The sequence below is a fragment of the Paraburkholderia guartelaensis genome (assembly GCF_004353905.1).
GTDB classification, from domain to species: Bacteria; Pseudomonadota; Gammaproteobacteria; order Burkholderiales; family Burkholderiaceae; genus Paraburkholderia; species Paraburkholderia guartelaensis.
In genome coordinates this window covers 40,227-55,016 of record NZ_SMOD01000048.1, presented here as the reverse complement: position 1 = coordinate 55,016, position 14,790 = coordinate 40,227, and the positions used below count along the sequence as shown (strand labels likewise).

General features: G+C 60.1%; 12 protein-coding genes and 3 pseudogenes. 7 read left to right on the top strand and 8 right to left on the bottom strand.

What is annotated here, in order from left to right; translation table 11 throughout:
- From E1N52_RS36995 to E1N52_RS45060, 3 genes and pseudogenes are all read right to left on the bottom strand, one after another.
- A pseudogene (locus E1N52_RS36995) lies at nucleotides 1-242 on the bottom strand (IS256 family transposase); the annotation flags it as partial.
- Between the two features lie 28 nt (nucleotides 243-270).
- Nucleotides 271-1,605, bottom strand: coding sequence for a hypothetical protein (locus E1N52_RS36990; protein WP_133189273.1), 1,335 nt, complete (start codon nucleotides 1,603-1,605; stop codon nucleotides 271-273).
- Nucleotides 1,606-1,612: 7 nt separating this feature from the next.
- The gene (locus E1N52_RS45060) at nucleotides 1,613-2,224 is read right to left on the bottom strand and encodes a helix-turn-helix domain-containing protein (protein ID WP_246089385.1); all 612 of its coding nucleotides are present in this window, start codon (nucleotides 2,222-2,224) and stop codon (nucleotides 1,613-1,615) included.
- A 247-nt stretch (nucleotides 2,225-2,471) separates the two neighbouring features.
- Here E1N52_RS45060 and E1N52_RS36980 point away from each other — a divergent pair, with 247 nt between their 5' ends.
- A complete protein-coding gene (locus E1N52_RS36980; RefSeq protein WP_133189271.1) occupies nucleotides 2,472-3,059 on the top strand; it encodes a hypothetical protein in 588 nt (195 codons plus the stop codon).
- 102 nt (nucleotides 3,060-3,161) lie between these two features.
- On the opposite strand, the gene E1N52_RS36975 is transcribed toward E1N52_RS36980, so the two are convergent.
- Nucleotides 3,162-5,201, bottom strand: coding sequence for a ParB/RepB/Spo0J family partition protein (locus E1N52_RS36975; protein WP_133189269.1), 2,040 nt, complete (start codon nucleotides 5,199-5,201; stop codon nucleotides 3,162-3,164).
- Between the two features lie 218 nt (nucleotides 5,202-5,419).
- Here E1N52_RS36975 and E1N52_RS36970 point away from each other — a divergent pair, with 218 nt between their 5' ends.
- Complete coding sequence (locus tag E1N52_RS36970; RefSeq protein WP_133189267.1) at nucleotides 5,420-5,836, top strand: antirestriction protein; 417 nt, start codon at nucleotides 5,420-5,422, stop codon at nucleotides 5,834-5,836.
- A 51-nt stretch (nucleotides 5,837-5,887) separates the two neighbouring features.
- Nucleotides 5,888-6,568 (top strand): annotated as a pseudogene (locus E1N52_RS36965) (DUF932 domain-containing protein); the annotation flags it as partial.
- Between the two features lie 174 nt (nucleotides 6,569-6,742).
- Here E1N52_RS36965 and E1N52_RS36960 read toward each other — a convergent pair.
- From E1N52_RS36960 to E1N52_RS36950, 3 genes are read right to left on the bottom strand one after another with little or no spacing between them, the layout of a single operon-like run.
- Nucleotides 6,743-7,765: a tyrosine-type recombinase/integrase gene (locus E1N52_RS36960; RefSeq protein WP_133189263.1), complete on the bottom strand. Its 1,023-nt coding sequence runs from the start codon at nucleotides 7,763-7,765 to the stop codon at nucleotides 6,743-6,745.
- Nucleotides 7,762-8,727 carry a tyrosine-type recombinase/integrase gene (locus E1N52_RS36955; protein WP_133189261.1) on the bottom strand — a complete coding sequence of 322 codons (966 nt, stop codon included), beginning with the start codon at nucleotides 8,725-8,727 and terminating at the stop codon, nucleotides 7,762-7,764. The genes E1N52_RS36960 and E1N52_RS36955 overlap by 4 nt, the downstream gene beginning before the upstream one ends.
- Nucleotides 8,708-9,940 carry a tyrosine-type recombinase/integrase gene (locus tag E1N52_RS36950; RefSeq protein WP_165979537.1) on the bottom strand — a complete coding sequence of 411 codons (1,233 nt, stop codon included), beginning with the start codon at nucleotides 9,938-9,940 and terminating at the stop codon, nucleotides 8,708-8,710. Before E1N52_RS36950 ends, E1N52_RS36955 begins: the two co-directional genes overlap by 20 nt.
- A gap of 137 nt (nucleotides 9,941-10,077) precedes the next feature.
- Here E1N52_RS36950 and E1N52_RS44375 point away from each other — a divergent pair.
- From E1N52_RS44375 to E1N52_RS36935, 4 genes and pseudogenes are all read left to right on the top strand, one after another.
- Nucleotides 10,078-10,230 (top strand): annotated as a pseudogene (locus E1N52_RS44375) (DUF932 domain-containing protein); the annotation flags it as partial.
- A gap of 51 nt (nucleotides 10,231-10,281) precedes the next feature.
- Entirely contained in the window at nucleotides 10,282-10,590 is a 309-nt protein-coding gene (locus E1N52_RS36945; RefSeq protein ID WP_133189257.1) for a hypothetical protein, read from the top strand.
- Between the two features lie 63 nt (nucleotides 10,591-10,653).
- Complete coding sequence (locus tag E1N52_RS36940; protein WP_133189255.1) at nucleotides 10,654-10,884, top strand: DUF3717 domain-containing protein; 231 nt, start codon at nucleotides 10,654-10,656, stop codon at nucleotides 10,882-10,884.
- Nucleotides 10,885-11,792: 908 nt separating this feature from the next.
- Nucleotides 11,793-12,083 (top strand): XRE family transcriptional regulator, encoded by a 291-nt coding sequence (locus E1N52_RS36935; protein WP_133189253.1) that lies wholly within the window; start codon nucleotides 11,793-11,795, stop codon nucleotides 12,081-12,083.
- 718 nt (nucleotides 12,084-12,801) lie between these two features.
- Here the strand turns inward: E1N52_RS36935 and E1N52_RS36930 are convergent.
- The gene (locus tag E1N52_RS36930) at nucleotides 12,802-14,196 is read right to left on the bottom strand and encodes a replication initiation protein (protein ID WP_133189251.1); all 1,395 of its coding nucleotides are present in this window, start codon (nucleotides 14,194-14,196) and stop codon (nucleotides 12,802-12,804) included.
- Nucleotides 14,197-14,790: the final 594 nt, after the last annotated feature.

Sequence of the window (14,790 nt, the reverse complement as noted above, 5' to 3'; positions counted from 1 at the left end):
CCGCTCTTGCCGTTGCGCTGGTTGGTCGCGTTCTCGGGCCGCACGGCGCCGGCCGGATAGCCCAGATGGTGTCCAAGTTCGGCGCCCAGCGCCCGCTCGATCAGCGCCTTCTTGAACGCCGCTGAGGCGGCATGCACCGCTTCGGCCGTCATCGGCCCCTTCACGAACTGGTCGATCAGTTCCTTCGGAATGGACGGCAACGCCGTCAGGGCCTCGGGGGACGTCTTGGGTTTGCGTGGCATACATGCTCCTTGAGCTACATGTTATGCCTTACACACAAAATTTATGACAGGCCCCGTCGTCCCGTTCTTTCTGGGCGGCATCATCAGCGACCCGATGCTCGATGAGGATGCCGCGACGCTTCATGATTTCCTGAGTCCGCAACTTGCGTTCGAGATAGTCAGGATCGTCGACGCCCATCGTCTCGATGATGACACGGTGCGGCCGTGCCGCAACGCCAGCGGCTGCCACCGATCGGAACGTCAGTTCAAAGTCGGGTCGGCACCACTGGCTCGGCGCGTCGGTCTGTCTCACTTCCCGATCAAAGAGCGGCTTCCAGAGCGTCACCTCAACGCCGTGCTTTTTGACCCACGCCATGACGTCGAACAGCAATTTCAGCGTGACGCGCTCATACCGGCTGTCCAGAGGTACGGGACGCGCAAACGAATACGCCTGCTGCGCGAACGCTTCCCGAACGCGCGCGTTGCCGTCGCGATCGCGGTCGACCACGCCGAGCACCCAGTAAGGTGGCTGCGTCAGTCGCTGATCGCGGCCTCCGGCGCGAATACCCTTTTCCGGGCGAAGAATACACTCTCCCATGCTCGTTTTCTTGATTGCAGCGCCCGCGCGAAGCTCGTCGGCGACGAACAGCAGGAGCGCACTGCGTGCCTTCCTTTTCGGCCATGCCATGGCGTCGACCGCTGTCATCTTCTCGTTAAGAGGCGTCCACGGCTTGAAATAGAGTATCTGCGAGAGCGATAGCTGCGGGCTCAGCGCCTGATCCGCTGCATATGCCTCAAGCCGTTCCCACGATCTGAACTTTTCGTTCAGCGCTTCGACGTGCAGCCGTGCAAAGTCGGCGTCCTCAAGAAGCGTATGCAGGATGCGTCCGAGGCGCGGCAGGCGACGGCCCCGCTCGCCCACGCCGCCCTCTGATCCAGTCGAGCCACCCGGCCGTGCCGCGCCTTCGTTCAGATCGACCAGATAGTCAAGCGCGTCGCGCACTGGTCTGAGCGGATTGTGCTGGCCAGGGCGCGCGCGATCATCGCCCGGCTCAACGTCTTCCGGCTCCGGCATCTGCCGGAACGACGCCAGGGCGCAGTGGTGCTCGCCGTATTGATGCATGCGCACGAAATGACGCGGACCGTCTTCACGCATCCGGGCAGTCAACCGCGGCCGGCCACCGGGTGCTCTGACGCAGTCGCACTCGAGCCACAAACGCACATGTCGTCCGTCGTGCATCTCTTCGAGCACCGCTTCCACGAGTCTGACGTCCTCAGGCCGCACTTGCTGTCCGTCGCCACAGAACCGCCGCACAGCTGCGGCTTCTTCAGCACCCAGATGTCGCCTCACCGTCCCGGGGTGATCCCGCTCGACAAGTTCCATGCTGCGCTCAGCGTGAAGGTCGGACGGGCATCGCGAAGCTGTGCACGCCCAGGAGCGACGCCTCGCAGTTCCGCGACCAGCCATGCATCTGGCGGGCGAACGGTGGGGTGGATACAGGTGCCCGTGTAGCCGTGTCTGATACAAGCGGTGTCGGTGGCAGAGGCGCGAACGACAGCCGTTCAAGGCGGACGATGCGTGATGAATGACTGCTCATGCGCACAAGACCTTCTTCGGCAAGAGTGCAAAGCATGTCGTTGATCTGCGCCATCGACGTATCGAATCGCCTGGCCAGCTCGCCCGCCAGGTACTCGCGGCTCGACTCCATGATCTCAAGCATTTTTGCAGATGTGAGTTTCATCGGATTCCCCAGGAACAATGCTGAGAATGTACTGCCATTGCCAGGGTCCCGTCGCCGCCTGCGCATGAAAAAACCCGAGGTGCATAGCTGCGAGCAAGCCAGTTTCGCGCTCACGGGCATCGCGCGCACCGACGCCTTTGCGGAGATGCGCATGCAATTCCTTCGGTGCAAAACTGCTGCTGCATCCAGACGCACGTGCCGCCGGTCTGTCTGCAAAGCGACACGGGCACGCTCGTCGGCGGCGGCCGCCGGGTTCTCCAAGGGGTATCCCCTTGGAGCACGGTATATGTAGACGGAAATGCGTTAGCATTTCCGTCTACATATACGTCGTGCCTCGACCTGCAATCCAGCGCCGTTTGATAGATCACCCATGGATCACGATGAATCAACGCTCAATCATTTCTGGATAGCCTGCGGATCATGAAAGATCGCATACCTAACAGATAGGATGCAGCCTTCGATCATTCGCGCCATACTGTGCCCGTTCCCCCTGACGTGAGCGCTCAAAATGGACGCCCTGATTGCAGTACAACGCGCACAACGCCTTGATGTCCTCGCGGCTGCATCTGATGGCCGGTCCAAGACCGCCCAGCTTCGCGACGTGTTCGAGAGCGTCGAACGTGCCATTCGCTCGGGCGTCCGGTACGCCGCAATCATCCAGGAACTCGCCGCAACCGGACTCGTCTTCACCTATCAGACCTTCGCTCTGACACTCAAAAGAATCCGGCGCGAACGGGGCATCGTGTCCCGCCTCGCGCGCGCGTCACAGGCGGAAACTGGCCCGGCAGTCAGCCGTGCTCCCGCAGATGTGCCAGGGCAGGCGGCCAACCCGGTAGCAGCCGAACGCGGTGTCCCCGACAGTGAAACCGGCGCGGCCCCGACTGAGGCAGCCGCGCGCCCCGCCGTGCGTGAGCGTCGCCCGATTGCGCCTGTCGGTGAAAGGTTGCCCGACGACTGGCTCACCGCAGAACTGACGCGCGAACAAAAACGCCTGTTGACGCACGAACAGCGCATAGCGCGCGCAGAGGCCACCGTTAAAAGCCTGTGGCCCAACCCGTTCGACCCGGTGCCCCCCGAAAAAGACAAACCGGCATGAGCGCCGGTAACTTGGCCCTGCAATCGCGCGTGCAATGAAAAGCCGCCCGGACATGCATCCGGACGGCCTCGTATGGACTACTCGAATACGCGCGACGCGCGCTCAGTACGGCTCGCCTGCCTCCTCGCCAGGCGAGGCCTGCGCTTCGGACACTCCGTCCGCTTCGGCGGCGGCGTCGCCGTTTTCGTCATGTTCCCCCTCGTCGTCCTCGTGGTAGCCGTACGTGACGCGCTCCGGAACCTCCCGGTTACGCAGCACTTCCGGCAGCCAACCCGAGTCCGACATGCGAAGCTCTGCCGCCTCCGCTGCGGCGTCTTTCTTCATGCCGCGCACTTCGCTTGCCGCCTGGGGCGATACGCTTTCGCCCACAACGGCAGCAATCCGGTCTTTCGCCACGTGTTCGAAATACCCGGAGCGCGTCGGCTTCCAGTAGCGCGACAGATCCACCGCAAGCGTGTTCGAGATCTCGTTCACCGCGTGCGGGCGGTCTGCGCCGCTGATACCGTCCACCGTCGCCGCCACGCAGAACGCGAAGAGATTCGACAGCACGTCCTCGTCCTGTTCCAGCAGCCATGGCAGCAGGTCTGCCGCGCGCCTGGGCAGCATGCGCGACCACTTCTCACGCTCGCCTTCCAGTGCCTTCCAGGCCACGCTCTCGCCCATGTCGTCGGCACTCGATACCAGCGCCTCGCGCGTCGTGTGCACGTCGATCCTGACCGCATAGTCCAAATACGCGCGCCGGTACACGTCGTCGAAAACGACCGGAATCATGCGCTGCATCAGCACAGCAAGGGCTACGGTCGGTTGCTGCGCAAGCTCGATCTGGACGGCGGCGGTACGGTGCGCGGTCAATCGTTTGCACAGCTTCTCTCCGTGCAACGGGCGCTCCTTCGGTGCGCTCGCCGCACGTGCGCTCACGGCGTGCGTTGCGCCTGCCTGCGCAGTCGCTGCCGCCTCGCGTCGCACCAGCCCGCGCTCAATGCAGACCCGCCCATCGTCATCGAGATAGACATACGCGCCTGCCTGTTTCATCTCTTCCGGGTCGAACGCCTCGAAGCGCTCCGCGTACTGGTCCACCGCAAACGTCGCCGCCGTGGCCTGAGCCTCCAGACGCTCGCCCCGTTCCTCGTCCGGCTCGCCGTCCTCGTCGTAGTACGCATTGAGCGCGGCCTGGGCGGCGTCGTTCGTTGCGGTGAGCGCGGCCATTTCGGCTTTCTCGGCCTTCGTAGGCTTGCGCGTGGTCGAGCCAATGCGGCCACAACGCAGGATTTCCATTGCCGGATACTGCGTCCGCGCCTCGATCCAATGCCAGCCCTCGTTTCCGACCGCCTGGGTAAGCTCGATCAGCCGTTCCGTTGCGAGCCGGTGCAACAGTTCGGCATCTTCCAGGTATCCGGCGTTTGCGTCGTCGCTGAACAGGTCGCGCCTCACACGTCCGCCTGACGCCTCGTAAGCGTCCAGGCCAACAAACCGCGCCAGGGCGCTTTCGCGTGCATCGACTTCCGCGCGCGTGATGGCCTTACGCAACTCGTCCGGTCGACGCTGCCAGTTATTGACGGCTTCGCCCCATACGCGCTCCTGCGTCGCGTGGTCATCAGCCAGGGCCAGCACCTTCGCCTGTTCGTAGTCGAGCCTGTCATCGCGCAACAGGTCGAGCAGTGACGGCGAAAGGTTGGCGATTTTTAGCGCGCGGCGTACCGCAACATCCGGCACCGCGAACAGGGCCGCGATATGCGCCACGCTCCTGCCTTCCTCCGTCAGCAGCCGGAACGCCACGCACTCATCCGCCAGACTCATCGCCTCGCGTTCGCGGTTTTCGATCAGCGACGCGGCCACCGCCTCGCCTTCGCTGACGATCAGCACCGGCACCTGGTAGTCCTTCGTAATTCGTCCATGCTCAACCAGCAGGTCAAGTGCTGCCAGGCGGCGCTGGCCAGCACAGACGCCAAGCTTCGGCGGCTTCGCGCTGCCCTTCATTTCATGTACCACCAGGTTCTGGATCAAGCCCTTTTCGGCGATGGTCGCCGACAGGGCGTCGATGCCGGTCGGCGCTTTCTTGCGCACGTTCAGGGATGACAGACAAAGGCGGTTGTATGGAACGTACTGAATTCCACCGGCCGTGTTCGAGGTGGGTTCGGTCATCAGATTTCTCCGGTTCGGCCATCGCTTCATTGCGCGGCACAAGTAAATTATATAGGTCTTTTAGACCGAATAACGACGATTGAAAAATCTAATTGATTCCCGTTTTCAGTATACATATCCAATTTAAAATCCGAACTCCTTCATTGATATATAGGTCTTTTAGTCCTAAACTAAATATGTGCCTCGCAATGAAGCGATGGCCGAACCGGAGAAATCCGATGACCACTGAAGTTCAAAACCGCGTTACTTCTTCTGTCGTCCCCGACGAGTTGCGCCTGAACGTGCTACCGCGCTACCTCGGTCGTCACTACCTCACCGGCGAATCCATGGTGTATGACTGGGCCGCGCGTCTGTGCAGCAGATACGAGGGAGGTTTCTGGCATTTCTTCTCCCTCTCCAATGACGGCTTTTACATGGCTCCGGCCGATATGGGCCGCGTGCATGTGCGCTGGCATATGAACGGCTACAGCGACATGATGGGCGCGGATGCCTTCGGCATTACCGTCACCCTTTTCGCTCTTTGCCACCTCGCGGAAAAGACGCTTGATGACACGATCATCGAGCGTTACCACCAGCTACGTGAGTTCGCTACGCAGCACGTGGAAGCGGCCAACATCCTGCGCGCCATCGACTAACTGACCGGCCCCGGCCCCCGGGCCGGGTTGGCTCCTTCATTGGGGAATCAAATGAACAAGCTTGCAACCCGTTTTAGCGGGAATGCCGTCGCACTGCGTTCGCAGCATCCTTTGACAAATGACCAGATTGCAGAAGTCGCGCCTTCCATTCTTGCCCACACCGCGCACGAAAGCCGCTCGGCGCGCTACAGCTACATTCCGACGGTCGATGTACTCGACGCCCTGCGCAAGGAAGGGTTTCAGCCTTTCATGGTCTGCCAGACCCGTGTGCGCAATGAGGACATGCGCGATTTCACCAAGCACATGATCCGCCTGCGCCACGCCGACCAGATCGGCGGCCGCGAAGCCAACGAGGTTATCCTGGTCAACTCGCACAATGGCGCATCGAGCTACCAGATGATCGCCGGAATGATTCGCTGGGCCTGCCAGAACGGCATCGTATGCGGCAACGTGACTAATGATATCCGCATCCCGCACAAGGGTGATGTGATTGGCGAGGTCATCGAAGGCGCATTCAAGGTGGTGAAAAGCTTTGATGAGACGGCAGAGCAACGCGAAGGGATGGCGGAAACGGTGCTCGATGAGGGCGAACAGGTCGCCTTCGCCCGCGCAGCGCTCGCGTTGCGCTACGACGAGGGCGCGCCTGTGCCAGTGACGGAACGGCAGATTCTCGCGCCGCGTCGTGTCGAGGATCAGGGCTCCGATATCTGGACCACCTTCAACCGTGTGCAGTAACGTTACACATAACGTTACTGCACTTATGTTGCCTTGTCGCTTACGTTGAGTAGCGTCGCTTTCGAGAGTGAGATCCATGTTGATGGCGGATTCATTGCACATTATTTCCGGGTGGCCAGCTGGGCTAGCGCGGCCGCGTTCATGCAGCGCGCCGCGCAGGGTTCGCGAAAACTAGAGTCGCCGTAGCCAACTGGTCAATCGACTACCGTCAAGCGGAACTGCTGATATAGCGGGTGCGCCCAGCACCTCGGGGAACACCTGACAGAGCGCTTGCCGCTTCAGATCCATATCGGCCTTTGCGTATCGCATCGTAGTGTTGAGCTGGGCATGCCCCAACCACTGGCTGATCGTTGCGAAATCGACGCCGGCCTTCAGCAGGAAAACGGCTGTCGTATGCCGCAGGCAGTGGGGATGGGGCCGTCTCGCTCCTTCGCGCGATCCTTGTCCGTTGCACACAGGCAAGTACTTGTGCAAAAGGTAGCGAACGCCAAACCGTGTAAGCGGTTCATTACGGCGGTTTCGAAACACAAACTGATCGGACTGCTTCAAATCACCATCGCGTACCAGTTGGTGCAGCAACTGCGCAGTGCTTTCCCAGATGGGACACAGGCGTACCTTGTTGCCCTTACCCGAGAGGCGAACCTGATGGGGAGGATCGAATCGAATATCTTGCGCCTTCAGATTCAGGACCTCCTGCACCCGTGCGCCGGTATTGAGCATCGTCGCGAACAATGCGTAATCGCGTCGACCAGTTGCGGTGGTTCGGTCTATCGCAGCAAGCAGCGCTTCGACCTCATGCGCGTCAAGATAATCGATCGGTACACGCGGCGCACCACGTTTGAACGGAATATTGAGTACGCCCTGAAAAATGAGCATGTGTTCGGGGTCGTGCCCGCAGAGGAAGCGGGCGAGCGTATGCAGTGCCGCCAACCGTACGTTCCGGGTGGCAATAGTGTTCTTGCGCTCCGCTTCCAGATGGGCAAGGAAACGAATCACGTGATCAGCCGTGAAGTCACGCAATTGCAGTCTATCTGTCGTCCTATCGGTATCCTCAGTAAGGTAGCGTAAAAACAATATCACGCTGTCGCGGTAACTATGGATCGTATGTAGACTCATCCCTCGCTGGGCGGGAAGGTAGTCCTGAAAGAAGCGGAATATGGCCTGCGCAAGGTCAGTTGGAAGTTGGCGTTTCATAGCGAATCTCCCTCTACGAGATAGCCGAATCGTTCTTCGAAGCGCGTGCTTGCCAGCTGTCGCAGCGTTGGCACCCACTTCAGGTAATATGCGGACGATTCGATCGATGCGTGTCCCATGTACAGCGCGAGCATCGGCAACTTTGATTGCACGTCGGCCCGTTGCCGATACCACCGAATCAACGCCTGCAGGGCAAAACTGTGGCGAAGGTCATGCACGCGCGGACGTCGGCCGTATTCGTCGCGAACGCCGGCGGCGTCAAACAGATTGATCAGCGCGGCTTGCATACCTGGATGACTGTATGGATGCACGGCGCCTCCAAAGCGATTGCACAAAAGCGGCGCATCAGCTTTGGTACTGGCCATGGCACGACGCGTGTCCAGATAGGCTCGCAATTCTCCCGCTGCGCTCTCGGACAACGGGGTGAGCCGGGACCTATGGAATTTGGATTCGCGGATACGCAGCACACGACCGCCTTCTTCCACGTCGGAAAGCCTGAGTCGTAGCAGCTCGCCCAGGCGCAGTCCGCAGGTGTAGAGCAGTACAACGGCGAGTCGCATGCACGGTCCACGCAACGGAAAGTTTCGGTTTGACGAGAGTCCCGTGGCCACAACGAGCATTCGACTGATCTGTTCGGGCTCAACGATCACTGGCGTGACATATGGTCGCTTCCTGACAAATCCTTCGGCTTCCGGTACAAAAGCAGTGGGATCACTGCGCCGTCGATAGAGGCAGAAGTTGTAGACGATCTGTTGCCACTTACGCCGCGTATTGTTGTGCCGATCCTTGATGCTGTTGTTCCAGTGCTCATACGCAATTGCGTCTAGCTCGACGCGGCCGTCCTCGAGAATTTGTTTCTTTATATGCCTCAATAACCAGGACTCCTGCTTAAAATTTAGACCAAGCGAGATCTTATACTCGAGATAACCCTCGACAGCCTGCTCAAGATTCAAGGCGCACATGGTGGCCTCCTGATCCTGGTTGTGGCTGTGGAACTGGCAATGGGACGTCTCTCAACGCGTTCATGTGCAGCCGGAGGTAAACAGCCGTACTCTCCAGGCTTTGATGACCCATCAGGTCGCCAATAGTCTTGATGTTCACGCCGCTCTCGAACAGCCTCATTGCAAATGAATGACGCAGGGCATAGGAAGAGGCATCGGCGATTGGAAGACCACTGCGGCGGGCTCGAAACTTGAACGCAACGCTCACCGCCGCGTTCGTCATTGGCCGATCCGGCGCCGTCGCAGTGAGAAAGAGTGCTCCACATGGGCTGGTCCGTCGGCGGTCCGCAAGATAGCGGTGAAGCAGCTCAATCGTCTCACTTGCCAGCGGCAGAGTGAGCCAGCTTCGCGTCTTGTACTGTTCGACACGGAGCGCCCTTGCAGCCCAGTCGATCGAATCGATCGTCAGTCGCGTCGTCTCACCTGTTCTCAGACCATAGCGGGCCATCAGGTGGAAGAGCATGAAGTCGCGCCAGCCGCAACGGTCACGTCGGTCAATAGAGTCGAGGAATCGCTCAATGAGATCCGATGTAAGTGCACGGGGCGGCTGATCACGTCGAAACGCGCGAGGAAGGTCGATTGATTGAATCGGCCGTGGAAGTACGCCTCGCTCCGAGCAGTAGTCCAGAAAGACACGTATCTGAGCCAGTACGTAATGAAGCGTGTGGCGGTTCACGGAACGTGACCGTCGACTAACGTAACGTTCTATGTCGTCGACGTTGATCGAATCCATCGATGAGCTATTGGCGAGCGTAGCATTCAGAAACGAACGAACTTCGCTGACATATTGCGAGACGGTATGTTGGTGCAACCCCCGAACCTCTTTGAGATAATCGGCGAACTGCTCAATCAGTACCGCCCTCGGGTCCTCCGCTGGCGTCGGTAAAAGTCTATCGACAGAGACGAGGAAAGCACGAAAAGCGTGGCTGGCGTGGCGATACAGTCGAGGGTGGCGGCGATTGCGGAACGCACGGTCGATTTGCTGATCAGTCCATTGACTAGCCGAGGGAAGATCGAAGGCATCCAGAGAGCGCATGGCACGGAAAACGAGTCGCTGGGCGTAGCGCTGCCCGTACCCGTGGCTGATCAACCATAGCGCGAACTCGTTGAGCTCGGCGGCATGCGGTGAGGACGTGTATCTCGCGTGGACGCGAACAAAGAGTTCTTCAAGCATGACGATCACCTCTTGAAATGGATGAGGGATCTCAACGCTAGCGCGATCTGAAAAGTAATGTGCAGATGTAGCGAGAGAAATTCCCGACCGACGCAGGGTCTGTTGAATTGCTCCACGTAAGCGGCATCGCCACATAAGTGCAGGAAAACATGATTCGCGGTGGGCTGCATGGTCGGAACGCGAAGGGCAAGGCGACCACGACCCGAGCGGTCGCGGGCATCGATCAAAACATCCGTCTGAATCGTGCCTTGTGGGTGCTGGCTGACGAACTGCGCCGCCTGCGCGGCTAACCGGACCGCCCCGGCCTCCCGGTCGGGGCGCACCCATAAAGGGGAATTTACATGGATCCGCTCAATACCCGTCCCACGTGGCTGTCCGCCCTGCTGCCGCTCCTGGCTGTCTGGCAGTACGGAGACCGTGGCATCGTTCGCGGCGAACTGTACCGCATGGCCCTGTCTGCTGACGCGGCGGCACAATCCGCCGATGCGCTCCGGCGCATTGCCAGCATGCTCGATCACAACGGCAATCCGGCAGAGATGCGTAGCGATGAGTTGCGCGCCATCGCCCGCGTCGCCCTCGCTGGTTTCGAGCGAGTGCCGCCCTGCGCGCCTGTTGCCATGCTCATGGAGCACGACGGGAATCTGCATTAAGCTTCGGCATCCTTAGTAGTATTCAACGCCCGCGTAGAAATCGCGCGGGCCCGTGAGGCAACCATGACTGCCGTCCTAACCATTGCTGAAATCGAACAGGCAATCAACTACTGGTGCGCACAGGAATCGCGTGGCCAGGGCGCGGCGCTGTGTGCGAAAGCGCGCCCCCTGGCTCACGTGTACGGCCTGATGATCTACGAGCGCGCCACGTCTGTAGCGGTGTCGCGACTAACGCCCGAACAGGTGGACGCCATCCGCACGGCGCATGGAAACCAGCAACCGCCACCGCGTTAGCTTCGCGATCTGTCGCGAAGCTAATCGGACGGCCGCGCGCTGGCGCCCCTCCCCTTGCATGCCAGGAGGTTGGATAATTGCGGGAGTGTCGCGCGCGCCGCGCGCCCGGATCGAGGCGCACGGGGTCCCCCATGGCCGCATCGTCGGACATGGGGAGAGCGCCGGCGCGCCGCGTCAGCGGCGGGACGATCCGGGTCAGCCCGGGCTGACCACCAACCGGGTCGTCAAGCGCCCACAGGGCGCGTGTATCCCCCACGGCGTGAGCCGTGGGGGCTGGATGATCACGGCAGTGTCGCGCGCGCCGCGCGCCCGGATCGAGGCGCACGGGGTCCCCCATGGCCGCGTCGTCGGACATGGGGAGAGCGCCGGCGCGCCGCGTAAGCGGCGGGACGATCCGGTATAGCCCAGGCTGACCACCAGCCGGGTCGTCAAGCGCCCACAGGGCGCGTGTATCCCCGCGGCGTGAGCCGTGGGGGCTGGATAATCACGGCAGTGTCGCGCGCGCCGCGCGCCCGGATCGAGGCGCACGGGTCCCCCATGGCCGCGTCGTCGGACATGGGGAGAGCGCCGGCGCGCCGCGTCAGCGGCGGGACGATCCGGTATAGCCCAAGCTGACCACCAGCCGGGTCGTCAAGCGCCCACAGGGCGCGTGTATCCCCGCGGCGTGAGCCGTGGGGGCTGGATAATCACGGCAGTGTCGCGCGCGCCGCGCGCCCGGATCGAGGCGCACGGGTCCCCATAGTCGCATTGTCGAAAATGGGAAGAGCACCGGAGCGCCGCGTAAGCGGCGGGACGATGCGGTATAGCCCAGGGCGGCCACCAGCCGGGCGCGTGTATCCCCCGCGGTGTAAGCCGTCGGGACTTAATCGTCACGAAGTACATGGAAAAATAAGCGGTTCGAGGGAAGGATGAGCTATCAAATTGAAATCCGGGCCGCCTGCCTGCGATCGGCGGAGGACGGCTGGGAACAGCCGAACGGAGCCGAAATTCAGGAGGTTATCCGTCGCACCGGCTTGCCGGGACGCGCGGTTGCTCGTTATCTCGGCTTGTCGGATAACGGCGGTCGGCAGGTGCGCCGCTGGATCAGCGAAGACGCCGCAATCCCTTACTCGGCTTGGGCCTTGTTATGCGACCGGGCCGGGCTCGGGTGTATCTGGCGCCCGGCAGCAGACCGCGCCGGGCCGGATCCACTCCCATGACCGTGCACCTTTCGCCCGAACCGACTCGAGGGGATGCTTTATAGATGCAGTTGGCAATCGGGAAGCGAGAACGGGAAAGCGGGTGGGTGACGCACGATCTCATCGACACCCGCCGCGCGTCGGCGGATTGCGAGGCGGAAGTCACTCACCCGCTGGTGACGACCCCCGAGATTTGCGGCATGTGATCCATCGCGCTTGAAACAAGCAGGTCGGCGCCATTCTCGCCTGCCTGGGCGCGTCTTGCCTCCTGCTTCACGACGCGCGGGTTCCGTAACGCATAGCGGCGATCGCAATGCGGCGCGTTCTAACAGCTATCGAATCGATCCCTGGTGATGCCGACTATACTGATGCGGAATTTCGCGTGCACGCGATGCGAAATCTCAGCCAGGAAAAATCGGCATTCTATTTTCAATGCCAATCGATCAGGTCTCTCACGCACCCGACCTATAACTCGGCAATACGAACGAATTGTTGTGAAAGGTGAATACCCGTCATGAAGCGAGATCGAATGGCAGATCGATGTGCTCGCTATCAATCAGCTAGTCGTCTCCAATCGAAAGGCAAAGCGCGGAGGTGCATCCGCGACGCGGCACCTTCAGCGGCCGCACGAGAAGCATGGTGGTGAAACGGCCTCGGTTAACGCAACGACCGCGAATGCGAGCTAGAGGGAAATGCTTGAGCAGGTCTACAAGGTGTGAAGCCGAGAGCTCGCGTACCGTTAAGCCTTGGAGACGGCCTTCGCTTTGGTGCGCAGAAACACGAACGAGTAGAGCGCAAAGGATAGATCCTTATGTGCCAGCACTTCCGACTCATGAATCGTCGCCGGGTTGAGCTTCACCCGCTTGATGGCCAGTTTACCGGCCGCGGAGGCGATAAAGGCGCGCATGAAGTCCTTTTGCGCCTTACCGTCTGCCTTGTGATACGCCTCACGACCGAGGTCAGCATTCTCGACGGTCTGTGTTTTGCTGCGCTCCTCTGCCGCCTCGGTGCTTGCGGCGACGGCCGCGGTCGCCAGTTGCTTCGCGCTGGATTCCGACCTCTCCTGCTCCCGCTGCTGTTGCTGTACCGTTAGCATTTTGCGGTCAGCATCCGATAGCTTGTAGCCATCAGTGATAGCTTTTAGCAGGTATGCGCCCGGACTCTTCTTGACTTGGCCGGAGTCGACCTTGGCGCGGGTGTACTCGATTGCCTGGAGAATGCGCTCATCCGACCACACGGCTCGGTTTTGCGAGATGGTGTTGAACTGCTTTTCTGTGAAGCCGAATTCGTTCTTCAGCGTCGTGTATATCTCTTGTGCGCCAAGCAGGCTCGCTCGAATGGCTCCAGCGGTTTCCTTTCGCGTCAGCCTGAAACGAATCCGGTCAATCTTTTTCGACTTCGGGCTCACGGTGCGAGTCTCGTAGCTCAGATCGATGTCCGAGACTGCGTTTATCTGCTTAACCGCCTTGTCGAGGTTGTCGCGTTTGAAATACTTGAATTCGGTTGCAGTCGACGCAGCCCTCCCTGGCCAACCACGTACCACATCGACTTCGATCCACTCGGTTATGCCTTCTGCCACGTAACCGATGACGTGGTCGTAAATGGCTCGAGCATAGGTGAGCGTGAAGGCAGAGGTGATTCTCAGGCTCAACCAGTGCGACTTGACCGGGTCCTTGATGTGCGGAATGAGCGGCTCAGGAACCGCAAAAGTGATGCGCCCTTTGTCGATACCGACGATACCGATGAGCTGTACGGACACCCACTTCTCGTCCTCCGCGGACGTACTGCCAGGGGGCGAGGCCGAAACCTGAATTAAGGCTTTTTGAGCCTCGGACACCACTGTTCGCAGGTGCTTGTAGTTGTAGCTGTCATAACGCATGAGCCATCGGAAGTAGCTCAGCTCGACATCATAGACCTTTGGGGTGGTCGGCTCCTGCGCCACGATGAAGTGCGCTGCATCCAGGAGTCGCCTGGCTGTAATGCCCACATCGGTAATGTCGATAAAAACGTTATTACGCTGATAGCCAATCTCCTTCGTTGATTCATTGATTGGCGTATCGGTGCCGAGCATCTCCTCGAACAGCTCAAACGACAGCTGGCGCGAGGTTGCGCGCGTCATGATGTTGTTTGCCATCGAGGTCCCTGTCCCTAGTTGCCAGTCGCGCAGACTGTAGCACGCGTAGGTGAGATGTCAAAACAAAAAGACTCACCATGACGTGGATCGTTTCAACAATTTTGATCACCATCCTCTAGGCACATGCCCGTTCAACAAATCTGCTCACCTTTCTGGTTTCGAGAGGCTCAGGGTCCCGGGCGACGGTTGTATGTTTTTCAAAGTCTTTTAAAAAGCAAAACCAACGAACAAACAACAGGGAAAAGCAAAGATTCGTAAAAACAATGGGTTAGACACGTGTAGGTGAGCGATTTTGTGCTTGAGGTGAGGACTTTTGTTGGCCGAAAGTGAGGGGAAATCCATTGCGAGCGTGAGAAGTTTACCAGCGCCAGGTGAGTGATTCTGTGGCTGAAGATTGACGGTGAGCATTTTTGTTGAATGTTGCCCCCGATTGCGTAAAGCCTTACCTGGCGGGGTCTTCGGCCGAAAACCGCTCGAAATGGGTGAGTCGTTTTGTTGAAGCATGGTGAGTGCTTTTGTGGCGCGGCAGCCGCAGGGCTGCTCGGTTTACCGGCATGAACCGTAACAAGGTTCGCCGCGCGGCAGGTTGCGGTC